We start from the raw sequence: 22,473 nt of genomic DNA on the forward strand, positions 1-22,473 counted from the left end.
TCGCGTGCTGACAGGGCCTGTCAGCACCCCTGGCGCAAGCTGATTGCATCAGGGAGGAGCCAAGCCATGACCCAGATGATCGATCGCCTGCCAGCCAATGATGAGCTGGTCGCCATTGCCGAAAAGGCAAGCCTCTATGCCTTGCTGCAGCAGGCTTTGCGCCGCCAGCGCATTCCCCAGCAATTGCCGGCGCGGCTCTATGACGACCTGGGCATCCTGCCCAGCCAGCGGCCCGATTTCACCCCGAGGGGTCGCTAGGCACCGGCCTAGAACGAGCCCTTGATTCCCGCGGTGATTTCGCCGCTGCGCAAGGCGCCGGCCGCGACATTGCCGATGGCCCCGGTCGGGGCGCCGGTGGCGATATTGTAGTATTCGGTATCGCCGCGCTGCTCGAAGATATGGTCGTAGCGCGCCGCCAGGGTCAGCTCGACATTTTCGCCCAGGTCAAAGCCGACATCGACGCCGGCCGTAACGGTCGGCGCCATGTAGAGGCGATCAAGAAAGCGCAGGTTGCGCAGCCAGTGATCGTCGGTCGAGACCGACAGGAAGGTCACCCCGCCGCGCAGCAGGCCGCCGACGCGGAAATTGCCGTAGTCTTCCTCGCCGTCAAAGCCCAGGAACAGCTCGGGAAACTGCTGCCGATAGGTGGCGGCGGCGACGCCGTTGGCAATGGTGCCCGGCTGGTCGCGGAAGCCGCCATTGCTGGAATAGAGATAGGTGCCGCCATAGGCGGTCCATTGCGCATCGGTATATTTGAACCCGCCATGCGCCCGCACCACGGCCGTGCCGTCCTTGACCAGCTCATAGCCCAGCGCCGCAGCACCGGTGAAATAGTGATCGAGATTGGTATCGGGATGCTGGCTGCGATGGGACCAGTTGGCGAAGGTGTCGTCGCCCTTCAGCCAGTCATAGTCTTCCATATAGCTGTTGCCGAAGCCGGCGACGCTCCCTTCGGCGCGCAGGCTGAACCCGGCGCCAATATCGGCAGCAATGCTGCCGCGCAGCACGGGCGTCGTGCTCTGCCAGATCAGGTGGCTGAGCGTGTAATTGCCCACCATCACCTTCTCATTGCCTTCCAGATACATGGCGCCGATGCTGGCATCGATGCGCACCGTGTCGTCGGCCGAGGCATGGCTCACCGACTGGGGCTGGTCGCTCCAGAAATCAGCCGACTGGCCTGCTGCGGCCGTGGTGGCGGCCAGCATCAGCAGGCTTGCGGCACATGCCTCGGGCATGGAAAATCTGCGCATCGCTCTGCCTCCGATCGATTATGGAACCCTGGACGGTGCGGGTTAAGGTTCGGTTTACCCTCGCGGCCGGAGACTGCAGCAATGGTCGATTCCGCCTTTGCCACCGATGATGCCGTCCGCGCCCAGCTCGCCGCCTGGCAGCGCGAGCTCGGCTCCGTGCGCCGTCTGGCCGCCAATACGCTAGAGGCCTATGCCCGCGATGTCGACCAGTTCCTGTCCTTCCTGGCCGGCCATGCCGGCGGGCCGGTGACGCTGGCAACGCTGCGCGAGCTGCGCGGCGCCGACATCCGCGCCTTCATGGCGCAGCGCCGCAATGAGAGCCTCGGCTCGCGCTCGCTGGCCCGGGTGCTCTCGGCGCTCAAGAGCCTGTTTCGCTATCTCGAACGCGAGGGTGTGGTGACGAGCGAGGCGCTCAATGTCATCCGCACGCCCAAGCTGCCCAAATCCCTGCCCAAGGCGCTGACCGTGCTCGAGGCGCGCCAGACCATCGCCACCACGGCGGATATGGAGGAACGCCCCTGGGTCGCCGCCCGCGACATGGCCGTGCTGACGCTCTGCTATGGCGCCGGCCTGCGCATCGCCGAGGCGCTGGCCCTGACCCGTGGCGACCTCGAAGCCCAGACCCTGCGGGTGACCGGCAAGGGCGGCAAGGTGCGGCTGGTGCCGCTGATCGATGCGGTGCGCCGCTCGATCGAACTCTATCTCGAACTCTGCCCGTTCAAGCCCTGGCCGGAAGAGCCGCTGTTTCGCGGCGTGCGGGGCGGCGTGCTCTCGCCGCGGTTGATCCAGCTGCGCGTCGTGCAATTGCGCAGTGCGCTCGGCCTGCCGCCATCGGCCACCCCGCATGCCCTGCGCCATTCCTTTGCCACCCACCTGCTGGGCAAGGGCGGCGACCTGCGCGCCATCCAGGAATTGCTGGGTCACGCCAGCCTCTCGACCACCCAGATCTATACCGCCGTCGATACGGACAGGCTGCTGGAGAGCTACCGCAAGGCCCATCCGCGCGGCTGAACCGCCTGGCAGACGCCGAACGGATATCGCCCGGCCAGCCTTGCCAGCCCCCTGCCGGCTCGCTACGACACAAGCCATGCACTCGTCCGCGATCCTTATCCTCGCGCTTCTTATTTCTGGCTCCCCTCGGGACCGGAACGAGCGCTGACGTCCAGCCCCTCGTGTCTCCGGCCCGCCTTTCAGGCGCTCCGGTGATCTGTCAGGCGGGACCGCTCAGGAACCCGCCTCATGTCCACCATCGCCGTCCCCCAACCCGCCAATGATCCGCTCGGCTATGCCTTTGCCGTGGCCGGGGCGGTGCTGTTTTCCACCAAGGGCATCTTCATCAAGCTCGCCTATGGCCAGGGTGTCTCGACCGAGATGCTGCTCAGCCTGCGCATGATCGTGGCCCTGCCGGTCTATCTCGTCATCCTGCTGACCCTGCTGCGCCGCGAGGACAGCCTGCGGGCCGCCCTCACACCCAAAACCGTCATCGCCAGCATGGCGGTTGGCATATTGGGCTACTACCTCTCCAGCTATCTCGACTTCCTGGGGCTCAACTACATCACTGCCCAGTATGAGCGGCTGGTGCTGTTCACCTATCCCTTCTTCGTGCTGCTGTTCGGCGTCTGGTTTTTTGGCGACCGCATGGTCTGGCGCGTCGTGCCCGCCATGCTGGTCTCCTATGCCGGGCTGCTGGTGATCTTCGGTTGGAACCTGGCGGTCAATCCCGATGGCCTCGTGCTGGGCACGCTGCTGGTACTGGGTTCGGCCATCACCTTCGCGCTCTACCAGCATCTGGCCAAGCGGCAGATGCTGGTGCTGGGCTCGGCGCTCTTCACCTGCATCGGCATGTCGACGGCGGCACTCTGCGCCATTGCCCAGAACATGGTGCTGGCCGGACCCGCCAGCTATCTGGCGCTGACGCCGCAGATCTGGCTCTATGGCCTGGCGCTGGGCCTGCTCGGCACGGTGCTGCCCAGCTTCCTGATGAATGCCGGCATGGCCCGCATCGGGGCGCGCGCCACCTCCTCCACCGCCGCCTTCGGCCCGGTAGTGACCATCATCATTGCGGTCATCGTCCTCTCCGAACCCTTCACCCTGTTCCATGGCGTGGGCACCGCGCTGGTGCTGGCCGGCTCGGTCCTCTTCGCGCGCGCCGAACGCCGCGCCCGGCAGGCGCCCGGCTGAATCTTCACCGCAATGGCTTTTGGCCGCCTTAAAGCCGCTGTAAGGTCCGGGCACGACTGCGGCATACATCCGGGAAGGGACAACCGATGAACGCATTGAACAGGGCTTTGGGCGGAGCTTTTCTGGGCCTGGTGCTTGCCGCGGGGCTCGCCGCCCCGGCGCTGGCGCAAAAGCTCGACAACAAGAATCCCGCGCCTTCGGCTACCGCCACCACGGCCAGCGGCGACATCGACTTCGGCGATGATTCGAGCAGCTGGGCCAATGATGGCGAATGCGACGACCCCCGCTTCGAAGGCGCCGGCACCGCCACCGAACTGCTCGATGACGACATCCGCAAGGACGCGACCGATTGCCGGGCCGCCTATGAGGCCGGCACCGTGACGCTCAAGGATGGCGGCACCGCCCCGGCCGACATCGCCATCGCCACCCCGATCGACGCCATCGACTTCGGCGACGACAGCAGCGAATGGGCCAATGACGGCGAATGCGACGATCCCCGCTTTGCCGGTACCGGCGCGGCCGAGGAGCTGCTCGACGCGGATATCCGCAAGGATGCCACCGACTGCCGCGCAGCCTATGAGGCGGGCACGGTCATGCTGGCCGATGCGGGCGCTGCCGCAACGGCCATCACGACCGCCGAGATCGACTTCGGCGATGATTCGAGTGAATGGGCCAATGATGGCGAATGCGATGATCCGCGCTTTGCCGGCACCGGCTCGGCCGATGAAACGCTCGCTGCCGACATTCTCAAGGACGCCACAGACTGCCGCGCCGCCTATGACGCCGGCACGGTGACCTTTACCGGCGGCGACAGCCAGACTGCGGCCATCGATTATGGCGACGACACCAGCGAATGGGCCAAGGACGGGGAATGCGACGATCCGCGCTTTTCCGGCACGGGCGTCGCCAGCGAACTGCTCGATGCCGATCTGGGCCATGACGCCACCGACTGCCGCGCTGCGGTGGAAGCGGGCACCGCCACCTTCAATGGCGGTTCGGCCACCACCCCAGTTGCCGAATTCGACTATGGCGGGGACTGGAGCAAGTGGGCCAATGACGGCGAATGCGACGACCTGCGCTTCATGGGCGAAGGCACCGACAAGAAGCTGCTGACCGACGACATGATGGGCGACGCCACCGACTGCAGGACGCTGGAAGCCGACGGCAAGGTCACCATCCGCACGGTCTATTCGCCCGAATATGCCGCCGGCGCCCCCTATGACAGCAGTGGCATCGACTTCGGCGACAACAGCTCCGACTATGCCAATGACGACCGCTGCGACGACCCGCGCTTCGAAGGCCCCGGCGCCGCCTCGGTCCTGCTGGAAAGCGACCTCGAACACGACAGCGCCGACTGCAAGGCCGCCTACGAGGCCGGCACGATCGTGCTGATCGACGCGCAGAGCTGAGTCAGACTGCCCGCAGACGTCATGCGGCGGGGTGAAAGCCCCGCCGTTCTTGTTTCTGCAGGCGGTCAGGCCGCCTTGCGCTCGACCATCATCTTCTTGATTTCCGCGATCGCCTTGGCCGGGTTGAGGCCCTTGGGGCAGACCTTGGCGCAGTTCATGATGGTGTGGCAGCGATAGAGCTTGAACGGGTCCTCGAGGTCATCGAGGCGTTCCTGCGTGGTCTCGTCGCGGCTGTCGATCAGCCAGCGATAGGCCTGCAGCAGCGCGGCGGGGCCGAGATACTTTTCGCCATTCCACCAATAGCTCGGGCACGAGGTCGAGCAGCAGGCGCACAGAATGCACTCGTAGAGCCCGTCAAGCTTGGCGCGCTGCGGCACCGTCTGCGTCCATTCCTTTTCCGGCGTCGGCGAGGTGGTCTTGAGCCAGGGTTCGATCGCGCGGTGCTGGGCGTAGAAGAGGGTGAGGTCAGGCACCAGGTCCTTCACCACCGGCATATGCGGCAGCGGGTAGATCTTGATCGGGCCGGAGCTGTCATCCATGCCCTTGGTGCAGGCCAGGGTGTTGAGCCCGTTGATGTTCATCGAGCACGAGCCGCAGATGCCCTCGCGGCAGGAGCGGCGCAGCGTCAGGGTCGCATCGACCTTGTTCTTGATCCACAGCAGCCCATCGAGGATCATCGGGCCACAATCGTCCAGATCGACGAAATAGGTGTCAATGCGCGGATTGGCGCTCTGGTCGGGATCGTAGCGATAGACGTGATATTCGCGCAGCCGCGTCGCGCCGGCGGGCTTGGGCCAGGTCTTGCCCTTGGTCGGCCGGTCGGCCTTGGGGAGCATCAGTTCGACCATGGGTCGGTCTTCCTTTTCAACGCGCGCCGCTCAACCCGGCGCGAAAACCTAATAGTTCGGCTTGCAGATCTGGTTCGATTTGGCGACGTAGGTATTGTAGGGCACGGCGTCTTCCGGAGCCGTCGCGCGGCCCTTCATCGAGGCGATCACCACGCCCATGAAGCGCTCGTCGATCAGCGTCATCGCCGCATCGGCCTTGCACGAGCACAGCGTCTGGTCCTGGGCGATGCCCATGCAGACGGCATAGAATTCGTCCTTCTGCGCCGCGGTCGGCGCGGCAAGGGTCGGAACGGTCATGAGGCCAAGCGCGGCCAGCACGGCGACAGATCTCATCTCAGCTCCTTCCGGATCACCAGTTTCAGGCCCGACCAGGTGGTGTCCACCGCACAGACCTTCACATCGACCAGCCCCAGCGGCAGCACCACGGCGCGGATCACGTCCTCACTGATGTCAGTCGCCACCTTGGCGGCCTTTTTGGGCCAGCTGACCCAGATCATCCCATCGCGGGCCATCAGGTCCATCAGCCTTTGCGCCGTCGCCTCGAGCACCGCCCGCACAGTCGTGAAGAGGTGGATGACATCATAACCGGCCTGCGCATCGCCGAGCTGGTCGGCGCTGACCCGGCGCGACTCGATGAAGTTGCGCGCCGTGGCGAGTTCGGCCAGCGATGCGGGCAGGTCGATGAACAGCGCCCGCTGTCCATCCCTGAGCCCCAGCTTCTGCGCCAGGGGCGTCCCCGAATATCCGGCCGGATCGCTCATCAGTAGACGCGCGCCTTGGGGGCGATCTTCTTGAGGTCGATGCCGCCTTCGCTCTCGGGCGTCAGCGGATCGACATGCACCGGGCGGTAGCCCAGCTTGACCGCACCGGTATCGGTATCGATCCAGCTCAGCGTGTGCTTGCGCCAGTTCTCGTCGTCGCGGGAGGGGAAATCCTCGCGCGCATGGGCGCCGCGGCTTTCATGCCGCGCTTCGGCCGAAACCACCGTCACCATGGCATTGGCCATGAGGTTTTCCAGCTCGAGGGTTTCCACGAGGTCCGAATTCCAGATCAGGCTGCGGTCGGTGATGCGGACATCGGGCAGGCGCGAATAGATTTCGCTCATACCCCTGACGCCGCTCTGCAGCGACTCGGCGGTTCGGAACACGGCAGCGTCGGACTGCATGGTGCGCTGCATCTCGTCGCGCAGCTTGGCGGTCGGCTGGCTGCCCGACGCATTGCGCAGCCGGTCGAAGCGGGCGAGGATCTTGTCGTCCTGCGCCTTGTTGATGGCCGGGATCGGCGCGGCACGATCGAGCACCTTGCCGGCGCGGATGGCGGCGGCCCGGCCGAACACCACGAGGTCGGTCAGCGAATTGGAACCGAGCCGATTGGCGCCATGCACCGAGGCGCAGGCGGCTTCGCCCACCGCCATCAGGCCGGGGACCACGGCGTCGGGATTATCCGGCGTCGGGTTGAGCACTTCGCCATGATAGTTCGCGGGAATGCCGCCCATATTATAGTGCACCGTCGGCAGCACCGGGATCGGCTCGCGCGTCAGGTCGACGCCGGCAAAAATCTTGGCGCTCTCGGTAATGCCCGGCAGGCGTTCATGCAGCACCTTGGGGTCCAGGTGATCCAGGTGCAGATAGATATGGTCCTTCTTGGGACCGACGCCGCGGCCCTCGCGGATTTCCAGCGTCATGCAACGGGAAACCACGTCTCGCGATGCCAGGTCCTTGGCATTGGGGGCATAGCGCTCCATGAAGCGCTCGCCCTCGGAATTGGTGAGATACCCGCCCTCGCCGCGCGCGCCTTCGGTGATCAGCACGCCCGCGCCATAGATGCCGGTGGGGTGGAACTGCACGAATTCCATGTCCTGCAGCGGCAGGCCGGCGCGCGCCACCATGCCATTGCCGTCGCCGGTGCAGGTATGGGCCGAGGTGGCCGAGAAGAAGGAGCGGCCATAGCCGCCCGTGGCCAGCACGACCAGCTTGGCGCGGAAACGGTGCAGCGTGCCATCGTCGAGCTTCCAGGCGATGACGCCCTGGCATTCGCCATTCTCGCCCATGATCAGGTCGAGCGCGAAATACTCGATATAGAATTCGGCATTGTTGCGCAGGCTCTGGCCATAGAGCGTGTGCAGGATCGCATGGCCCGTGCGGTCGGCGGCGGCGCAGGTGCGCTGCACCGGCGGGCCTTCGCCGAATTCGGTCATGTGCCCGCCGAATGGGCGCTGGTAGATCTTCCCTTCGGTGGTGCGCGAAAACGGCACGCCGTAATGCTCGAGCTCATAGATCGCCGCCGGCGCCTCGCGCGCCAGATATTCCATGGCGTCATTGTCGCCGAGCCAGTCCGACCCCTTGACGGTGTCGTACATGTGCCACTGCCAGCTGTCGGGGCCCATATTCTGCAGCGACGCCGCAATGCCGCCCTGTGCCGCCACGGTATGGCTGCGGGTGGGGAAGACCTTGGTGATGCAGGCGGTCCGAAGACCCTGCTCGGCCATGCCCAGAGTGGCACGCAGGCCCGCGCCACCGGCGCCAACCACCACCACATCGAATTCGTGGTCGATGAGTTCGTATTGAGCCATCAGGCCTAACCCCAGAAGACGAGCTTGAGAATGGCAGCCACACCGGCCACCGCGATCGCGATGCAGAACAGGGTGTTGAGCATCATGTAGAAGCGGTAGGTGCGCCCGTGGAAATAGTCTTCCAGCGTGTCGCGCATGCCGTTGCGCATATGCAGGGTGACAATCACCAGCAGCGCAGCCAGCGGCAGGCCGATCCAGCCATTGCCGATCACCGCCACCATGTCGACACGGTCCTGGCCGGCGAGGCGCACCACGACGAAGAGCAGCAGCAGCAGGAAGGCGATATTGATCGCGCCTGTCAGCCGCTGGGTGATGAAATGGCGGGTCGAGGCTTTCTTGTCGCCATAGACCGACTTGGGATTGGCGACCGTGTCGCGGGTAATGACCTGTTCGCGCATCATGCCATCCAGACAAAGACGGTCCAGACCAGCACGGTCAGGACGATGGAACCGACAAGATTGGCCCAGGCCAGCATTTCGCGCTGCCCCGGCTCCATGCCGATGATGAAATCCCAGATGAAATGGCGGATGCCGCCCAGCATGTGGTGGATCAGGCTCCAGCTGAACCCGAACAGCACCAGCTGGCCGAACCAGCTGCCATAGATCTCGTTGACCATATTGAGCGGCGCCTGCCCCCAGGCGGCGGCGCCGAGCCAGATCACCAGCAGGACCGTGCCGGCATAATTGGCAATGCCGGTGGCGCGATGGAAGATCGACATCGCCATGGTAATGGTCCAGCGATAGATCTGGAGATGCGGAGAGAGCGGGCGGGATCGAACCGTCATGAGGCCTCGCTGGCTTGCGGCCGGGCCGCTTGCAGTTTGGAATGGTTCGAGACTTCTAGCGCCCAAAGCTTACGAAATCAAAGCATCGCCATCCGACTTTTGGCGCATTGCGCACTTTGTTCGTATGTCGAACAGCCTGTGCGGGCAGCGCATCGCGGGACTGTCGGCCAAAAGCAGACTGCCCCGGCGTTGACCGGGGCAGCTGTTGCACAGACCCAGCCGGGTCCTACTTCCACTTGATCGGCAGGTCGTTCTTGAACCCGCCGCCCTTGCCGCCGCCGCCCTGGCCGGGGGCGACGCCGCCCGTGCCTTCATTGAGCGACTGCGCGTCGGGCATGCCGATCACGCGGTTGACGGCGATCTGGTTTTCGATGCCCGGCCACTGACACTCCGCATTGTTGAGATCAAGGAAGCTGCACTCGATCACCGTATTGGGGGTTTCACACGAAAAGCTCGGATTGGCATCGGACAACGTGCCGCCCTGCGCGATGCAGCGATCGGCGAAGCGGTCGATGGTGATGCCGACCGACCGGGTGGCTGCCTGGGCCGGCAGGCTGCCCGAGAGGCCGGCAAGGGTAGCGAGGGCGGCGGCGATGATGATGGTCTTGGTCATGGTTCTCTCCTGATGGGGTGCGGTGGCCATGTGGCGCGCCGCTGATGGCGCCCTTCTAGCCAAGCCCACCTCACGCCGCCGTGAACCGGCCGTTTATCTGCCATTCAGCAAAGCGTCTGGCCGCATCGGAGCGTTTGCGGCATAGAGGCGGCAGCACGCGAGGACCTTCATGCACGACACCATCACCATCGACAGCATCACCCCGCTCGCCAAGGACTGGGGGCGGCTGGACCGCTATGAGGTGACCCATGCCTGCCGCGACGGCACGCGCCAGACCGTCATGCGCGAAGTCTATGACCATGGCAGCGCGGCGGCCGTGCTGATGTTTGCGCCCGCGACGCGCAGCGTGATCCTGACGCGCCAGTTCCGCCTGCCGCCCCATCTCAATGGCGACCCGGCCTGGCTGATCGAGGCGCCCGCCGGCCTGCTCGACGGCGAGGCCCCGGCCCTGGCGGCGCGGCGCGAGGCGATCGAGGAAACCGGCTATGAGCCGCAGGCCCTGCAATTTCTCTTCGACGCCTATATGAGCCCCGGCTCGCTCACCGAGAAATGCGCCTGCTTCCTCGCCCGCTATACGCCCGGCGAGCAGCTGGCCGCAGGCGGGGGCCTGGCCCATGAAGGCGAAGATATCGAGGTGTTCGAACTGGACCTCGATGCCGCGCTGGAGATGATCGCTACCGGCGAAATCGCCGATGCCAAGACCATCCTCATGCTGCAGGCGCTGCAATTGCGGCTGGTCCTGGGCGAAGGGATTTAGCGGGTCTCCGCCCCTCGCCATTCGGGCATGGCCCTCATGGCCTCCTCACCTAAAATCACGCCAATGGCGTGACTTGCCTCCGGCCGGTCAGAAGTCCACCAGCTTCTTGTCCGGATCATAGGGCTGGTCCCTGGCAACCCGCGTCATCGCCTGGCCGACCTTCATCGTCTGGGTGGAGGCATCATAGGCGTAGCTGGGCGAGCCATGCAGCTGCCAGCCCTCGCTCAGCGCCTTGGTGACCTTGTGGCAGAAAGCGGCGTCGTCCGCGCCGGTCAGGAAACGGTAGATGAGCATGCATGTCCCCGTTGCGCGGCCAAACACATCGCCGCAGTTGATCTCGGCCGTTCTTACCGATAATCGAAAGGTCATGCATCGCTTTCCTGATCACCTGCTGAAGGGCCACGCCAATTTCATGGCCGGCCGCTATGTCCGCGAAAAGGACCGCTACCGCGAGCTTGCCGCCAGCGGTCAGACGCCGTCCACCATGATCATCGCCTGCTGCGACAGCCGCGCGGCACCGGAAATGATCTTCGACTCCGAGCCGGGCGAACTCTTCGTCCTGCGCAACGTGGCCAACCTCGTGCCCGTCTACCAGCCCGATGGCGGCCAGCACGGCACTTCGGCGGGCATCGAGTTTGCCGTCAAGGCGCTCGAAATCTCCAATATCGTGGTGATGGGCCATGGCCGCTGCGGCGGCATCAAGGCGGCCCTCAACCCCGATCACAGCCCGCTCGATGAAGGCGACTTCATCGGCAAGTGGATGAGCATGCTGGGCGACCTGCCCGGGCAGCTTGGCACCAAGTCCATGATGACCGCGGCCGAGCAGCAGACCGCGCTCGAGCGCATCTCGATTCGCAACTCCATCAACAATCTGCGCACCTTCCCCTATGTCGCCGACCTCGAAGCGGCGGGCCGGCTGGCGGTGCACGGCGCCTGGTTCGATATTTCGACCGGCGAATTGTGGGTCATGGATGGCGACAGCGGCGACTTCGTCCGCCCCGACTTCTGAGCTTTCCCTGACAGAGACTGTCAGCACACGGCCGCGTGAAGTGTTCGCGCGGCCGCTTCACGTATCCGTGATGCTGAACATCTGAAAGCCGACCACCGATCGACTGCATGATCGGGTTGCTGTCGAGACAATAAAACTTCGTAATACTGCGCAAGACTACAATCTTTACGTGCAAAATGCATGTTTATCTTGTTGCATACACTTTGGGATGATTAAGGCAATACTGCCTGAAAATGGCCCGATAATTTCCCGCTCCCGGCCGATTTTCCGGCCCGGACGGAACACATTGCCAGATCATTGTCTGTCTCACGGGCTGCAGGAGAGCATCCCGTCGGGGATCGGCTAACCGGTCACCGCTTTTATCTCCCCAACATTGGAGCTCAACTCCCATGAAGAAGATCATTGTTTCGTCCCTCGTCGTGCTCGGCCTTTCGACCGCTGCATTCGCTCAGGCTGCCACGGACTTCGCGTCCGTCGATGCCGATATGAGCGGCGGTGTTTCCCTTGCCGAAGCCCAGGTCGCCTGGCCGGACCTGACCGAGGAAGCCTTCACGGCTGCGGACACCGACGCCAATGGCGATCTGTCGGCTGAAGAATACGACGCGCTCGTCGCCGCATCGGCTGCCCCGGCCAGCTAAAGCCGGTTCGCGCCCCACCCACGGGCGCTGACAGAAGCCACCCCATGCCTCCTGGGGTGGCTTTTTCTTTCGGCCGCGCCGCCGCGGCCCCTTATGGAGTTTTTAGCATGCACAAGATTGTCCTGAGCCTTGCCGTCCTCGGCTTTTCCGCCACGGCGGCCTTCGCCCAGACCCCAACCAGTTTTGCCGATGTCGATACCGACGCCAATGGCGAGCTGAGCTTTGCCGAATTGCAGCTGGCTTGGCCCGACCTGACGCAGGCCGAATTCGACGCTGCCGATGGCGATACCAGCGGAGGCCTCGCCCCCGACGAGCTTAATACGCTGCAGCCGGCCGCCCTGCCCGCGACCCCGCAATAGCCCTGTGCCGGGCCGCCTGTCGGGCGGCCCGCTTCGCTCAGTCGAGGCGGATGGCAGGCTCGATGGACCGCGACCGCCACAGCGTGACCAGGAGCCCGGCAATGACCAGCACCCCGCCGGCAATCTCGATGCCCGTAATGGTTTCGCCCAGCACCAGATAGCCGGACAATAGCCCGGTAATCGGCACCAGCAGGGTGAACGGCGCCACCACTGTGGCGGGATGCCGGCCCAGCAACCAGCTCCAGATCACCCCGCTCAGCAGCGTGGCCGGATAGGCCAGGAACGCGATCAGCGCGGCGTCGGACCAGTCAAAACCCAGCAGCGCCGCCGTCACCGCGGGCGGCCCTTCGACCAGCAGCGACAGCGCCAGCAAGGGCAAAGGTGCGGCCAGCAGGCCCCAGACGGTGAAGGACAGGGCATTGACCTTGCCCGCCCGCTTGGTCAGCACATTGGCAAGGCCCCAGCACAGCGCAGCCAGCAGCGTCATCACCAGCGGCACCAGACTTGCCCCGCCCAGCCGCCCGGTGGCGATCACCGCAATGCCGGCAAAGGCGATGATGGCGCCGATGACCTGGAACCGGCTCGGCCGCTCGCCCAGGATGACGAAGGCCAGCGCCATGGTGAAAAAGGCCTGCACCTGCAGAACCAGCGAGGCCAGGCCCGCCGGCATGCCCCAGGCCAGCGAGAGGTTGAGAAACGCATAGAGCCCGAAGCCCAGCGCCAGCCCGAACCCGGCCACCCAGACCCAGTGAACCTTTGGCGGCTTGACGAAGAATACCAGCGGAAAGGCCGCGAAGAAGAAGCGCAGGGCGGCCGCCAGCAGCGGCGGCATGGCCGCGACGCTGAGCTTGATGACCACGAAGTTGAAGCCCCAGATGGCGACGACGAGCAGCGCCAGCAGCACGTGACGGATCGGCATCAGGCAGCCCGCAGCCGCGCCACGAGGCGCGGTCCGAACACATTGAGCACGAGGCCGGCCAGGATCAGCAGGCTCCCCGCCACCTCCAGCGGCGTAACCATTTCACCCAGCAGCACGAAGGCCGCGGCAAAGCCCACCACCGGCACCAGCAGCGTAAAGGGCGCTACCAGCCCCGCCGGATGCCGCCCCAGCAGCACCGCCCAGCCGCCATAGCCCAGCAGCGTCGAGCCATAGGCGATGAACAGCACTGAGAACCAGGCCTGCGGACTGGCGCTGGTCAGCGCCCCCAGCGCCTGCGGCCCCTCGAGCAGCAGCGATACTGCCAGCATGGGCAGGGGCGGCACGAGGCTCCCCCAGATGACGAAGGCAAACATGTCGACCTTGCCGGCCCGCTTGGTGACGATATTGGAGATGGCCCAGAACCCGGCGGCCACCAGCGTCATCAGCAGGGGCAGCAGCACCGCGCCGCCGATATGTTCGGACGCGATGGTGCCAAGGCCCGCCAGCGCGATCCCCGCGCCGGCCAGCTGCGGTAGGGTCGGCCGTTCGCCGAGAAACAGGATGGCCAGCCCCAAGGTGAAGAAGACCTGCATCTGCATGACCAGGCTCGCCAGCCCTGCCGGCATGCCCAGCCCGATGGCAGTGAACAGGAAGCTGAACTGCAGCACGCCCACCGTCATGCCATAGGCCACCAGCATGGCCCAGCTCACCTGCGGCTTGCGCACGAAGAACACCGCCGGCAGGGCACAGCCCAGATAGCGCAGGCCTGTCAGCAGGAAGGGCGAAATCTCATCCACCCCCCACTTGATCGCGACGAAATTGAGCCCCCAGACGAAGACGACGCCAAGGGCAAGGAGAATGTCGCGAAGGGGCACTTGGATGTTCCGCCTGGGTCAGGCTGGGCGTTGCCAGCCGAAGAGAATGTCGGGCAAGCCGGCTTCGTTGTCGCCGTCGGTCCGCCGGATTTCGGTAAAGCCTTGTCGGACATAAAAGGCCCGGCCGGCGAGATTGTCCGCGAAACACCACAGTTGAAGGTGGTCCTGGCGGTGTTTGGCTGCATCGACCAGCAGTTTGCCGACGCCCTGTCCGCGCTGTGCCGGCTCGAGATAGAGATGCTCGATCCAGCCCGGCGTTTCGACCAGGAAACCCAGCTTCACCCCGACCCGCTCTGCCAGCGTGATCAGGCCCCCGTCGAGATAGCCCCCGAAGAATTCGATGTCCTCTGCCCCGCTATGCAGCACTGGCAGAAAGGGCAGCGCCGCGGCGCGTGAACGGGCAAAAATCCCGGCTACATCGACGATATCGTCAATCGAGGCGGGCCGGAGGGTGATGGTGTCCATCAATATTCCCCCCGGCCGCTGTTTGGTTCAGGCCGCCTTGCGGGCCACGAGGCCCCGCGCAATCAGCTCTTCGGCGATCTGGATCGTGTTGAGTGCGGCGCCCTTGCGCAGATTGTCCGAGACGACCCAGATATTGAGCCCGTTCTCGATCGTCGCGTCCTCGCGGATGCGGCTGACAAAGGTGTCATATTCGCCCACGCACTCGACCGGCGTCGCATAGCCACCGGCCTCGCGCTTGTCGATCACCGAAATGCCGGGCGCCTCGCGCAGGATGTCGCGGGCCTCGTCGGGCGAGATCGGGTTTTCGAACTCGATATTGACCGCCTCGGAATGGCCGACAAAGACCGGCACGCGCACGGCGGTGCAGGTCACCTTGATCTTGGGATCGAGGATCTTTTTGGTCTCGGCCATCACCTTCCACTCTTCCTTGGTCGAGCCGTCTTCCATGAAGACGTCGATATGGGGAATGACGTTGAAGGCGATCTGCTTGGGGAACTTGTTGCCCTGGCCCGGGCTGTCATTGACGAAAATGCCCTTGGTCTGGTTCCACAGCTCGTCGACGCCTTCCTTGCCCGCGCCCGATACCGACTGATAGGTCGAAACCACGATGCGCTTGATCTTGGCAAAGTCGTGCAGGGGCTTGAGCGCCACCACCAGCTGGGCGGTCGAGCAATTGGGATTGGCGATGATGTTGAGCCGGGTCGGATTGGCCAGCCAGGCATCGAGCACATGGCCATTCACTTCCGGCACCACCAGCGGCACGTTGGAATCGTAGCGCCAGAAGCTCGAATTATCGATGACGATGCAGCCGCTGGCAGCGATGCGCGGCGCCCAGTCCTTGGAAATGGTCGAGCCGGCCGACATGATGGCGAAATCGACGCCCTTGAAGTCGAAATCGTCAAGGTTCTTGGCCTTGAGGATCTTGTCGCCATAGGAGATTTCGCGGCCGATCGAGCGCGAGGAGGCGAGTGCGATCACCTCGTCGGCCGGGAACTTGCGTTCAGCCAGGATATTGAGAACTTCACGGCCCACATTGCCCGTGGCACCGACGACAGCGACGCGATAACCCATTTTTTGGAACTCCAGTCCCTTACCATTTCCGCCCCCGCGCGATGAACTTGCCATCGCGGCCAGTGCTTTGAGCCTCTCCCCGTCGGGAGACGACCCGGGGAAAAGCGTCAGGCGGTTTTGGTGGTTTTGGTCATGAGGGCAGCGACGCCACCGGCCAGAAGCCGGGTGGTTGCGAATTCCGCAATGTCGAACAAGCTGCGCATCGATTGACTGCTTTGGTTGAAAGCAGGCGAAGTCATACGCCCAAATAGGAAATAGTCAATGAACTTGCCGCAGGCCGCGCGACGTGGCATGCGCCGACTGGTGCGCAATTGCCACAAGAGCCGTGTTAAGGCTAGCCTAACGCATATTATTGTTGCGGTATTAGGGCCTTTCGCCGGCAATGGCGCAAGGCAGGGAAATGATCGATGCGCGCGGGACTTCTGGCAGGATTGGCTTTGGCTTTTGGACTGTCCGGCGCGGCGCTGGCGCAGGACACGACGCTCTATTTCAGCCCGGACCTGACCAGCGAACTCACGGCCCCCAGCGCCTTTGACGGCCTCTATGCCGGCGCGCTGCTCGGCCCCATCTCGGCCCGCAAGAACAATTTCAACACCACCGGTTGGGAGATCCGCCCCGAAATCGGCGGCGTCGTCGGCTGGAACCAGCCCGTCGCCCCCGGCATCATCCTGGGTGCCGAGCTGCAGGCCACCGTGGCCACCGATTTTTCCAGCTCCGCCTATCTGCGCGCCATGGCTTTGGCCCGGCTGGGCTTTGCCGCCGGCGACAATTCGCTGGTCTATATCCTGGGTGGTGCCGGCCGGCTGGGCGACAGCTGGGCCTTCGAAGCCGGCATCGGCGCCGAAGTCATGGTCACCCAGAACATGGCCCTGCGCCTCGAAGCGGCCGGCATCGGCCAGCTCGGCCCCGTGCCCAATGGCAACAATATCCCCGCCGTCTCGGCCATGCGCATCACGTCGGGCGTCCTCTGGCAGCTCGACGGCCCGCCCGCCGCTACGACATTCAATACCGGCCCGGTGACCGACTTCACCGGCCTCTATGCCGGCATCAATATTGGCGGGCTGACCGATCCGCAGTTCAACTTCTTCAACGACTATGGCTGGGGCTGGCATCTGAGCCGCTTCGAAATGGGCGGCCTGGCCGGCTATAACCATGCGCTGACCGACCTGATCCGCGCCGGCGTCGAAGTCCAGCTCGGCGTCAATTACGACACCTCTGGCGATGCCGGGCTCGATGCACTGGCGCTGGCCCGCGTCGGCGTCGTGCCGGTCGAGGGCCTCCTTGCCTATGCCGCGGGCGGCGTGGGCCTCGTCGAGGGCCGGAGCGCCTATGCCTTTGGCGGCGGCGTCGAATATGCCCTTTGGGGCCAGGCCAGCCTGCGCGGCGAAGCGCTTCTGCTGGGCCGCATGGACAATGCGCCCGGCCTGACCGGGGTCAGCGGGCCCACGACCTCCAAGGTCACCATTGGCACAGTCTGGCACTTCGACTAAGACGCAACCCTTCCCATCCCGCCGTCGCGGGAGTGACGCGGTGAGTTGCCATGCCCCATTATGATGTCGTGATCCTTGGCGCCGGCGCCGCCGGCATGATGGCCGCCATCGAGGCCGGCAAGCGCGGCCGCTCCGTCCTGGTGGTCGACCACGCCAGATATGCCGGCGAGAAGATCCGCATTTCCGGTGGCGGGCGCTGCAACTTCACCAATATCCACGCCACCATCGACAAGGGGCGCGACCGCTTCCTCAGCGACAATCCGCGCTTCGCCCTTTCCGCGCTCAGCCGCTACACGCCCGACATGTTCATCGCCATGGTGCGCGACCACGGCATCACCTTCCATGAAAAGACCCTCGGCCAGCTGTTCTGCGACGGGCCGGCCACCCAGATCAACACCATGCTGCTGGGCGAAATGCGCCAGGCCGGGGTGACCCTGGTGCTCGAAACCAGCGTCGAGGCGGTGGATCGCAGCACCGACGGATTCTCGCTGCAGCTGAGCACCTCGTCCATCACCTGCGAGGCTCTCGTGGTGGCCACGGGCGGCAAGTCCATTCCCAAGATGGGCGCGACGGGCCTCGGCTATCAGCTGGCCACCCAGTTCGGACTGCGGCTGACCGAGACCCGCCCGGCTTTGGTGCCGCTGACCTTTGAGACCGGTGCCCTGGAAAAGCTCAAGGAGCTCTCCGGCATCGCCACCGACGCCATTGTCAGCCACGGCAAGACCGCGTTCGAGGAGGCGCTGCTCTTCACCCATCGCGGCCTCTCCGGCCCGGCCATCCTGCAGATCTCGTCCTATTGGCGCGAAGGCGATGCCATCGCCGTCGACCTCCTGCCGCATCAGGATGCCGGCGAAAAGCTGCGCGCCGCCCGCAAGGCGACGCCCAAGGTGCAGGTCCAGACCGTGCTCGGCGGCATGCTGCCCAAGAAGCTGGCGCAATTGCTGGGCGACGAACTCGACCTGCCCGGCATGATCGGCGATTTCTCCGACAAGAAGCTCGCACTGGTCGAAGCGGTGCTCAAGGCCTGGACGCTCAAGCCCGTTGGCTCGGAAGGCTACCGCACCGCCGAGGTCACCCTGGGCGGCGTCGATACCCGCGATCTCGACGCCAAGACCATGGCCGCCCGCAACGTGCCCGGCCTCTATTTTGTCGGCGAGGTGGTCGATGTCACCGGCTGGCTCGGCGGCTACAACTTCCAGTGGGCCTGGGCCTCCGGCTGGGCCGCGGGGCAAGTGGCCTAAGGTTCTTCACCTCTCCCTTTGGGGGAGAGGTGAGGCTAAAACCGAAATCCCAGCCGCATGCCCACATTCGTATTGGCCCGCTGCGGCGTTCCACAGGCGCCGAAATCCGGCAGATGCTCCGCCGTGGCAATCACCGAAGCCCCCAGCGGCAGGTTGACGCCCACGCTGCCGGCCACCCGCAGGCCGACGCCACAGCCAAGGTTGCGCGCCGGATCGTTCTGCGGCGCATTGAACATCGAGCTGCGCAGCACGCCACCCGCACTGGCCTCGACAAAGACCGGCAGGATCGGCGCCTGCACCGTCCAGCTCAGCCCCGCATAGCCATAGCTGTCCTGGCCACGAAAGCTCATCGTGGCACCCAGATGCGGCCGCAGCTCGCCGATCACCGTCCAGGCATTGAGATCGGGCGCGGTGAACAGCAGTTCCACATTGGCGTCGCCGATCCGGTTGGCATCGAGCAGATTGCCCGTGTCGACGCCGCGCGCCGAAATGCCGGCGCGGATTTCGGGCAGGAAGGTCATCTGCGCCTGCGCCGGCAGGGCCGCCAGCAATGCGAGGAGGAGGCTGAGGGAAGCGATCAGGCTGCGCATGGCAAAGCTCCGTGCCGTCAATCCATGATTGAGCGTGTCCGGCGCCGGATCGGCAAGATTTGACTCAAATTGTCATGAACGAGACCTTACCGCGCTGCATCTGCATCTCGCTTTCATCGCATTTTGCCGATAGAAGGCGGGTAAATTGCATGCAAAGGAATTTCCCATGGCCGCTCCCTTCGCCCTGTCGCTGCAGGATCTCGCCCCCATTGCCGAGGGCACCACCACACAACAGGCCATGGCCGAAACCATCCTCCTGGCGCAGGAGGCCGACCGACTGGGCTATACGCGGCTCTGGTATGCCGAACATCACGGAATGCCCTCCATTGCTTCGTCCGTGCCCGAAATCCTCATCGGCAGCGCCGCCGCCCATACCAGGGACATCCGCATCGGCTCGGGCGGCGTCATGCTGCTCAACCACGCCCCGCTCCGCATTGCCGAGGCCTATCGCACGCTCGAGGCGCTGCATCCCGGCCGTATCGATCTGGGCCTGGGCCGCGCGCCCGGTGGCGACGGCTATGCCATGCGCGCCCTGCGCAGCGGCGGCGGCGAGGAATTCTCCGCCTACCTGGCCGAGCTCATGGCCTTTGACGAAGAGAGCTTTCCGCCCGAGCATCCGTTTTCGCGCGTGCCGGTCTCGCCCGGCGGCATCCGCCTGCCGCCCATGTGGCTGCTCGGCTCCTCCGGGGCCAGCGCCTCGGCGGCCGGCCAGCTGGGCATAGGCTATGCCTTTGCCGCCCATTTCAGCCACACGCCCCCTGCCCCCGCCTTCGAGGCCTATCGCTATGCCTTCCAGGCCACCGAGGCCTTCCCCAGGCCGCGCGCCATGCTCTGCGTCTCGGTGATCTGCGCCCCCACCGACGAGGAGGCGCAATATCTGTCGCGCTCGCAGGCGGTCAGCTGGACCCTGTTCACCACGGGCGAGCAGCGCAAGCTGATGTCGCCCGAAGAAGCCCATGCCCGCGTGCTGACGCCCCAGCAGCAGGCCGTCATCGACCATCAGTCGACCCTCTGGATCGTCGGCTCGCCCCAGACGGTGCGCGACACCATTGCCGAAAAGGCCGAAAGCTGCGCCGCCGACGAGGTGATGATCACCACCACCATCCACAGCTATGCCTTGCGCCGCCGCAGCTATGCGCTCATCGCCGAGGCCTTCGGGCTGGATCCGCGGCACTGACGGGCACCAATTTCATGCCCTGTTAACGTCTCGTTTCGGCTCGGCTATTATCATGCCCGAAATTGAGCTTTCGGATCAGGCCATGAGCGCTGCCGCCTTCGTTCTGGCCATTAATCTGTTCGTCGCCCTGATCTTTGCGGCCGCCTTCGGCATCGTCGCGGCATATGCCCGCTCGGCCGTCGGCGCGCGCTGGCTGGCTCTGGCCTATGGCCTGGGCGTGATCAATCCCGTGCTCGAATTCATCCTGCCGCACCAGATCGATCCCCGTCCGGTGCAGGTCGCCATTTTCGCGTCCTTCCTCTTCGCCCTCAGCCTCGTCGTCATCGGCCTTAACCGCCACTACCGGCTGACGCCGCCCTGGCGGACGCTCAGCATCATCGTGACGGGGTCGATGCTGCTCAATGTCCTGATCATCGACATGCCGCGCGATTCCCTGCTGCGGGCCGTGCTCTACCAATTGCCCTATTTCGCCGTGCAGGTCGTGGGCGTCGTCACCATCCTGCGCTACCGCGGGCGCAGCGCGCTCGATCTGGCGCTCCTCGTACTGATCGCCGTCAGCGCCCTGCAATTTCTGTCCAAGCCGCTGCTGGCGGCATGGCTGGGCTCGGGCGCCACGCCCCAAGCCTATATCGGCTCCACCTATGCCGCCATTTCCCAGAGCGTCGGCGCCGTGCTGCTGATCGCCAACGGCCTGCTCATGCTGCTGATCATCGTGCGCGACGCCATGGCCGAAATGTCGGCGCGCTCGGAGACCGACAAGCTGTCCGGCCTGCTCAACCGCCGGGGTTTCGAGGACCGCGCCAATCGTCTCATGGCCATTGCCCGGCGCGCCAGCATGCCGGGCGCCATGGTGGTGGCCGACCTCGACCACTTCAAGGCGATCAATGACAATCACGGCCACGAGGCCGGCGACCGCGTCATCACCGCCTTTGCCGACATGCTGGCCGGGGCCGCCGACCAGCGCGCGGTGCTGGGGCGGCTGGGCGGCGAGGAATTTGCGGTCTTCATCCCCGGGGCCAACCCCGCCACCGGACGGCTGTATGCAGAGGGCGTGCGCAGCGGCTTTTCCGGCCTGGTCATGGACCAGCTGCCGCCCGATCACCGGCTCAGCGCCAGCTTCGGCGTGGCCCAGCTGCTGCATGGCGACAGTCTCTCCGACCTGTTGCGCCGGGCCGATGCGGCACTATACGAAGCCAAGAAGAACGGTCGCGACCGGGTCTGCGTCGCCGAAGTCGACGGCACGCCCCAGCTCGCTGCGTCGCGGCGGAGCAATGCCAGCGCCGATCGCGCCAGCGACAGTCCCGAAATCAGGACATCTCCGCGCCGGTCCGGGCCGTGACCTGCACAATCAGCATGCTGGCGGCCGGGGACGACCTGCGCGGCTTGCCGTCGGCGCATCCCACTGGCTTCAGCTGAAGCGCTTCTGGAAGAATATGCGGCGCGAGCCAGCAGGATGATCTTCGATGGCCCCGAATTCGACGAAGCCGACCTTGCGATAGAAATCGGGCGCCTGGAAATCGAAGGTTTCGAGCCACATGCCGCCCAGGCCCCGTTCGCGGCCCCAGGCTTCGGCGCGCCCGATCAGCGCCTCGCCCAGGCCTTGTCCGCGCGCTTCCTCGGCAACCGACAGGTACTGGACGAACATCCACTCATAGAGGGCATAGCCGGTCAGCCCACCGATGATCTTTCCCGTCTCGTCCTTCAGCAGGAAGCCATAGCTGCGGTAGTTGGCGCCGGGGCGCTGGCGTTCCGCCGCCTCGCCGATAATGTTCAGGACCGCCCCGATCTGCTCTTCGTCGGGCGCATCGACGAACTCGATACGGGCCGCGGCGCTCACGACGCATGCGCCCCGATGCGCGCAGTGACTTCGATCTCGATCTTCATGCCAGGCTCGATCATCTGTACGATCAGCATGCTGGCGGCAGGGCGGATATCCTTGAATACCGGACCGACAGCGGCCACGACGGCATTCACGTCATTGCGGTCGCCCACATAATAGACCACGCGCACGGTATCCTGGATCGACGAGCCGGCTTCCTTGAGCGCCTTGTCGATGGTGGCCAGCGCATTGGCCGCCTGCTGGCCGACATCGTCGGGCATGGTCATCGTCGCATAGTCATAGCCGGTCGTGCCGGAGACATAGACCGTATCCTCGTGCCGGACGGCACGGGAATAGCCGAAGGTCGCTTCGAAGGGCGAGCCGGTGGAAACGCGCTGGACCATGG

General features: G+C 65.0%; 28 protein-coding genes. 12 read left to right on the plus strand and 16 right to left on the minus strand.

From position 1 onward, the window contains the following. Window positions 1-66 precede the first annotated feature (66 nt). A complete protein-coding gene (locus ACLI1C_RS19195; protein ID WP_411399175.1) occupies window positions 67-258 on the plus strand; it encodes a hypothetical protein in 192 nt (63 codons plus the stop codon). Between the two features lie 8 nt (window positions 259-266). On the opposite strand, the gene ACLI1C_RS19200 is transcribed toward ACLI1C_RS19195, so the two are convergent. Then, complete coding sequence (locus tag ACLI1C_RS19200; protein ID WP_411399176.1) at window positions 267-1,250, minus strand: omptin family outer membrane protease; 984 nt, start codon at window positions 1,248-1,250, stop codon at window positions 267-269. Window positions 1,251-1,331: 81 nt separating this feature from the next. Here ACLI1C_RS19200 and ACLI1C_RS19205 point away from each other — a divergent pair, with 81 nt between their 5' ends. The 3 genes from ACLI1C_RS19205 to ACLI1C_RS19215 all read left to right on the plus strand — a co-directional run bounded on the left by ACLI1C_RS19205 (window position 1,332) and on the right by ACLI1C_RS19215 (window position 4,840). After that, complete coding sequence (locus ACLI1C_RS19205) at window positions 1,332-2,261, plus strand: tyrosine recombinase XerC (protein ID WP_411399177.1); 930 nt, start codon at window positions 1,332-1,334, stop codon at window positions 2,259-2,261. Window positions 2,262-2,489: 228 nt separating this feature from the next. Beyond that, window positions 2,490-3,431 (plus strand): DMT family transporter, encoded by a 942-nt coding sequence (locus ACLI1C_RS19210; protein ID WP_411399178.1) that lies wholly within the window; start codon window positions 2,490-2,492, stop codon window positions 3,429-3,431. Between the two features lie 86 nt (window positions 3,432-3,517). Then, entirely contained in the window at window positions 3,518-4,840 is a 1,323-nt protein-coding gene (locus ACLI1C_RS19215; RefSeq protein ID WP_411399179.1) for a hypothetical protein, read from the plus strand. Between the two features lie 65 nt (window positions 4,841-4,905). Here the strand turns inward: ACLI1C_RS19215 and ACLI1C_RS19220 are convergent, their stop codons facing one another. The 7 genes from ACLI1C_RS19220 to ACLI1C_RS19250 form a co-directional block, all read right to left on the minus strand. Next, window positions 4,906-5,688, minus strand: coding sequence for a succinate dehydrogenase iron-sulfur subunit (locus tag ACLI1C_RS19220; RefSeq protein WP_332686840.1), 783 nt, complete (start codon window positions 5,686-5,688; stop codon window positions 4,906-4,908). Window positions 5,689-5,736: 48 nt separating this feature from the next. Then, window positions 5,737-6,021: a hypothetical protein gene (locus ACLI1C_RS19225; RefSeq protein WP_411399180.1), complete on the minus strand. Its 285-nt coding sequence runs from the start codon at window positions 6,019-6,021 to the stop codon at window positions 5,737-5,739. Next, complete coding sequence (locus ACLI1C_RS19230) at window positions 6,018-6,449, minus strand: DUF3052 domain-containing protein (protein WP_411399181.1); 432 nt, start codon at window positions 6,447-6,449, stop codon at window positions 6,018-6,020. The genes ACLI1C_RS19225 and ACLI1C_RS19230 overlap by 4 nt, the downstream gene beginning before the upstream one ends. Next, entirely contained in the window at window positions 6,449-8,260 is a 1,812-nt protein-coding gene (gene sdhA, locus ACLI1C_RS19235; RefSeq protein ID WP_411399182.1) for a succinate dehydrogenase flavoprotein subunit, read from the minus strand. The genes ACLI1C_RS19230 and sdhA overlap by 1 nt, the downstream gene beginning before the upstream one ends. 5 nt (window positions 8,261-8,265) lie before the next feature. Next, window positions 8,266-8,661: a succinate dehydrogenase, hydrophobic membrane anchor protein gene (sdhD, locus tag ACLI1C_RS19240; RefSeq protein WP_411399183.1), complete on the minus strand. Its 396-nt coding sequence runs from the start codon at window positions 8,659-8,661 to the stop codon at window positions 8,266-8,268. Continuing rightward, window positions 8,658-9,044, minus strand: a complete 387-nt coding sequence (sdhC, locus tag ACLI1C_RS19245) for a succinate dehydrogenase, cytochrome b556 subunit (RefSeq protein WP_411399184.1) — start codon at window positions 9,042-9,044, stop codon at window positions 8,658-8,660. Before sdhC ends, sdhD begins: the two co-directional genes overlap by 4 nt. 226 nt (window positions 9,045-9,270) lie before the next feature. Next, complete coding sequence (locus ACLI1C_RS19250; protein ID WP_411399185.1) at window positions 9,271-9,657, minus strand: hypothetical protein; 387 nt, start codon at window positions 9,655-9,657, stop codon at window positions 9,271-9,273. Window positions 9,658-9,826: 169 nt separating this feature from the next. On the opposite strand from ACLI1C_RS19250, the gene ACLI1C_RS19255 reads away from it, so the two are divergent. Continuing rightward, window positions 9,827-10,414: an NUDIX domain-containing protein gene (locus tag ACLI1C_RS19255; protein WP_411399186.1), complete on the plus strand. Its 588-nt coding sequence runs from the start codon at window positions 9,827-9,829 to the stop codon at window positions 10,412-10,414. 87 nt (window positions 10,415-10,501) lie between these two features. On the opposite strand, the gene ACLI1C_RS19260 is transcribed toward ACLI1C_RS19255, so the two are convergent. Then, on the minus strand, window positions 10,502-10,708 hold the full coding sequence (locus tag ACLI1C_RS19260) for a DUF1737 domain-containing protein (RefSeq protein ID WP_411399187.1): 207 nt from the start codon (window positions 10,706-10,708) through the stop codon (window positions 10,502-10,504). Window positions 10,709-10,781: 73 nt separating this feature from the next. Between ACLI1C_RS19260 and ACLI1C_RS19265 the strand changes: the two genes are divergently transcribed. The 3 genes from ACLI1C_RS19265 to ACLI1C_RS19275 all read left to right on the plus strand — a co-directional run bounded on the left by ACLI1C_RS19265 (window position 10,782) and on the right by ACLI1C_RS19275 (window position 12,420). Then, window positions 10,782-11,423 (plus strand): carbonic anhydrase, encoded by a 642-nt coding sequence (locus tag ACLI1C_RS19265; RefSeq protein ID WP_411399394.1) that lies wholly within the window; start codon window positions 10,782-10,784, stop codon window positions 11,421-11,423. Between the two features lie 389 nt (window positions 11,424-11,812). Further along, a complete protein-coding gene (locus ACLI1C_RS19270) occupies window positions 11,813-12,061 on the plus strand; it encodes a hypothetical protein (protein WP_411399188.1) in 249 nt (82 codons plus the stop codon). A gap of 107 nt (window positions 12,062-12,168) precedes the next feature. Further along, complete coding sequence (locus tag ACLI1C_RS19275; protein ID WP_411399189.1) at window positions 12,169-12,420, plus strand: hypothetical protein; 252 nt, start codon at window positions 12,169-12,171, stop codon at window positions 12,418-12,420. A gap of 37 nt (window positions 12,421-12,457) precedes the next feature. Here the strand turns inward: ACLI1C_RS19275 and ACLI1C_RS19280 are convergent, their stop codons facing one another. The 4 genes from ACLI1C_RS19280 to ACLI1C_RS19295 are packed head-to-tail and all read right to left on the minus strand — an operon-like array spanning window position 12,458 to window position 15,750. Further along, window positions 12,458-13,339: an EamA family transporter gene (locus ACLI1C_RS19280; protein ID WP_411399190.1), complete on the minus strand. Its 882-nt coding sequence runs from the start codon at window positions 13,337-13,339 to the stop codon at window positions 12,458-12,460. After that, window positions 13,339-14,214, minus strand: coding sequence for an EamA family transporter (locus tag ACLI1C_RS19285; RefSeq protein WP_411399191.1), 876 nt, complete (start codon window positions 14,212-14,214; stop codon window positions 13,339-13,341). The genes ACLI1C_RS19280 and ACLI1C_RS19285 overlap by 1 nt, the downstream gene beginning before the upstream one ends. 18 nt (window positions 14,215-14,232) lie before the next feature. Then, window positions 14,233-14,679, minus strand: coding sequence for an N-acetyltransferase family protein (locus ACLI1C_RS19290; RefSeq protein WP_411399192.1), 447 nt, complete (start codon window positions 14,677-14,679; stop codon window positions 14,233-14,235). A gap of 27 nt (window positions 14,680-14,706) precedes the next feature. Further along, window positions 14,707-15,750 carry an aspartate-semialdehyde dehydrogenase gene (locus ACLI1C_RS19295; RefSeq protein ID WP_411399193.1) on the minus strand — a complete coding sequence of 348 codons (1,044 nt, stop codon included), beginning with the start codon at window positions 15,748-15,750 and terminating at the stop codon, window positions 14,707-14,709. Window positions 15,751-16,187: 437 nt separating this feature from the next. Here ACLI1C_RS19295 and ACLI1C_RS19300 point away from each other — a divergent pair, with 437 nt between their 5' ends. Then, the gene (locus ACLI1C_RS19300; RefSeq protein WP_411399194.1) at window positions 16,188-17,240 is read left to right on the plus strand and encodes an outer membrane protein; all 1,053 of its coding nucleotides are present in this window, start codon (window positions 16,188-16,190) and stop codon (window positions 17,238-17,240) included. Between the two features lie 50 nt (window positions 17,241-17,290). Beyond that, complete coding sequence (locus ACLI1C_RS19305; protein WP_411399195.1) at window positions 17,291-18,481, plus strand: NAD(P)/FAD-dependent oxidoreductase; 1,191 nt, start codon at window positions 17,291-17,293, stop codon at window positions 18,479-18,481. 35 nt (window positions 18,482-18,516) lie between these two features. Here ACLI1C_RS19305 and ACLI1C_RS19310 read toward each other — a convergent pair whose 3' ends face one another. Continuing rightward, the gene (locus ACLI1C_RS19310; RefSeq protein WP_411399196.1) at window positions 18,517-19,071 is read right to left on the minus strand and encodes a hypothetical protein; all 555 of its coding nucleotides are present in this window, start codon (window positions 19,069-19,071) and stop codon (window positions 18,517-18,519) included. Window positions 19,072-19,237: 166 nt separating this feature from the next. Between ACLI1C_RS19310 and ACLI1C_RS19315 the strand changes: the two genes are divergently transcribed. Next, window positions 19,238-20,248, plus strand: coding sequence for an LLM class flavin-dependent oxidoreductase (locus ACLI1C_RS19315; RefSeq protein WP_411399197.1), 1,011 nt, complete (start codon window positions 19,238-19,240; stop codon window positions 20,246-20,248). 82 nt (window positions 20,249-20,330) lie between these two features. After that, window positions 20,331-21,587, plus strand: a complete 1,257-nt coding sequence (locus ACLI1C_RS19320) for a GGDEF domain-containing protein (RefSeq protein WP_411399198.1) — start codon at window positions 20,331-20,333, stop codon at window positions 21,585-21,587. A gap of 69 nt (window positions 21,588-21,656) precedes the next feature. Here ACLI1C_RS19320 and ACLI1C_RS19325 read toward each other — a convergent pair whose 3' ends face one another. Next, window positions 21,657-22,085 (minus strand): GNAT family N-acetyltransferase, encoded by a 429-nt coding sequence (locus tag ACLI1C_RS19325; protein WP_411399199.1) that lies wholly within the window; start codon window positions 22,083-22,085, stop codon window positions 21,657-21,659. Beyond that, on the minus strand, window positions 22,082-22,471 hold the full coding sequence (locus ACLI1C_RS19330; RefSeq protein ID WP_411399200.1) for a RidA family protein: 390 nt from the start codon (window positions 22,469-22,471) through the stop codon (window positions 22,082-22,084). The genes ACLI1C_RS19325 and ACLI1C_RS19330 overlap by 4 nt, the downstream gene beginning before the upstream one ends. Window positions 22,472-22,473: the final 2 nt, after the last annotated feature.

Source organism: Devosia sp. XGJD_8, assembly GCF_046614475.1.
In the GTDB taxonomy this organism is placed as follows: Bacteria; Pseudomonadota; Alphaproteobacteria; order Rhizobiales; family Devosiaceae; genus Devosia.

Excerpts from the sequence above, each read along its gene's own strand:
- ACLI1C_RS19195 (WP_411399175.1), top strand. The coding sequence starts at position 67 with ATGACCCAGATGATCGATCGCCTGCCAGCCAATGATGAGCTGGTCGCC.
- ACLI1C_RS19200 (WP_411399176.1), bottom strand. The coding sequence starts at position 1,250 with ATGCGCAGATTTTCCATGCCCGAGGCATGTGCCGCAAGCCTGCTGATG.
- ACLI1C_RS19205 (WP_411399177.1), top strand. The coding sequence starts at position 1,332 with ATGGTCGATTCCGCCTTTGCCACCGATGATGCCGTCCGCGCCCAGCTC.
- ACLI1C_RS19210 (WP_411399178.1), top strand. The coding sequence starts at position 2,490 with ATGTCCACCATCGCCGTCCCCCAACCCGCCAATGATCCGCTCGGCTAT.
- ACLI1C_RS19215 (WP_411399179.1), top strand. The coding sequence starts at position 3,518 with ATGAACGCATTGAACAGGGCTTTGGGCGGAGCTTTTCTGGGCCTGGTG.
- ACLI1C_RS19220 (WP_332686840.1), bottom strand. The coding sequence starts at position 5,688 with ATGGTCGAACTGATGCTCCCCAAGGCCGACCGGCCGACCAAGGGCAAG.
- ACLI1C_RS19225 (WP_411399180.1), bottom strand. The coding sequence starts at position 6,021 with ATGAGATCTGTCGCCGTGCTGGCCGCGCTTGGCCTCATGACCGTTCCG.
- ACLI1C_RS19230 (WP_411399181.1), bottom strand. The coding sequence starts at position 6,449 with ATGAGCGATCCGGCCGGATATTCGGGGACGCCCCTGGCGCAGAAGCTG.
- sdhA (WP_411399182.1), bottom strand. The coding sequence starts at position 8,260 with ATGGCTCAATACGAACTCATCGACCACGAATTCGATGTGGTGGTGGTT.
- sdhD (WP_411399183.1), bottom strand. The coding sequence starts at position 8,661 with ATGATGCGCGAACAGGTCATTACCCGCGACACGGTCGCCAATCCCAAG.
- sdhC (WP_411399184.1), bottom strand. The coding sequence starts at position 9,044 with ATGACGGTTCGATCCCGCCCGCTCTCTCCGCATCTCCAGATCTATCGC.
- ACLI1C_RS19250 (WP_411399185.1), bottom strand. The coding sequence starts at position 9,657 with ATGACCAAGACCATCATCATCGCCGCCGCCCTCGCTACCCTTGCCGGC.
- ACLI1C_RS19255 (WP_411399186.1), top strand. The coding sequence starts at position 9,827 with ATGCACGACACCATCACCATCGACAGCATCACCCCGCTCGCCAAGGAC.
- ACLI1C_RS19260 (WP_411399187.1), bottom strand. The coding sequence starts at position 10,708 with ATGCTCATCTACCGTTTCCTGACCGGCGCGGACGACGCCGCTTTCTGC.
- ACLI1C_RS19265 (WP_411399394.1), top strand. The coding sequence starts at position 10,782 with ATGCATCGCTTTCCTGATCACCTGCTGAAGGGCCACGCCAATTTCATG.
- ACLI1C_RS19270 (WP_411399188.1), top strand. The coding sequence starts at position 11,813 with ATGAAGAAGATCATTGTTTCGTCCCTCGTCGTGCTCGGCCTTTCGACC.
- ACLI1C_RS19275 (WP_411399189.1), top strand. The coding sequence starts at position 12,169 with ATGCACAAGATTGTCCTGAGCCTTGCCGTCCTCGGCTTTTCCGCCACG.
- ACLI1C_RS19280 (WP_411399190.1), bottom strand. The coding sequence starts at position 13,339 with ATGCCGATCCGTCACGTGCTGCTGGCGCTGCTCGTCGTCGCCATCTGG.
- ACLI1C_RS19290 (WP_411399192.1), bottom strand. The coding sequence starts at position 14,679 with ATGGACACCATCACCCTCCGGCCCGCCTCGATTGACGATATCGTCGAT.
- ACLI1C_RS19295 (WP_411399193.1), bottom strand. The coding sequence starts at position 15,750 with ATGGGTTATCGCGTCGCTGTCGTCGGTGCCACGGGCAATGTGGGCCGT.
- ACLI1C_RS19305 (WP_411399195.1), top strand. The coding sequence starts at position 17,291 with ATGCCCCATTATGATGTCGTGATCCTTGGCGCCGGCGCCGCCGGCATG.
- ACLI1C_RS19310 (WP_411399196.1), bottom strand. The coding sequence starts at position 19,071 with ATGCGCAGCCTGATCGCTTCCCTCAGCCTCCTCCTCGCATTGCTGGCG.
- ACLI1C_RS19315 (WP_411399197.1), top strand. The coding sequence starts at position 19,238 with ATGGCCGCTCCCTTCGCCCTGTCGCTGCAGGATCTCGCCCCCATTGCC.
- ACLI1C_RS19320 (WP_411399198.1), top strand. The coding sequence starts at position 20,331 with ATGAGCGCTGCCGCCTTCGTTCTGGCCATTAATCTGTTCGTCGCCCTG.
- ACLI1C_RS19330 (WP_411399200.1), bottom strand. The coding sequence starts at position 22,471 with ATGGTCCAGCGCGTTTCCACCGGCTCGCCCTTCGAAGCGACCTTCGGC.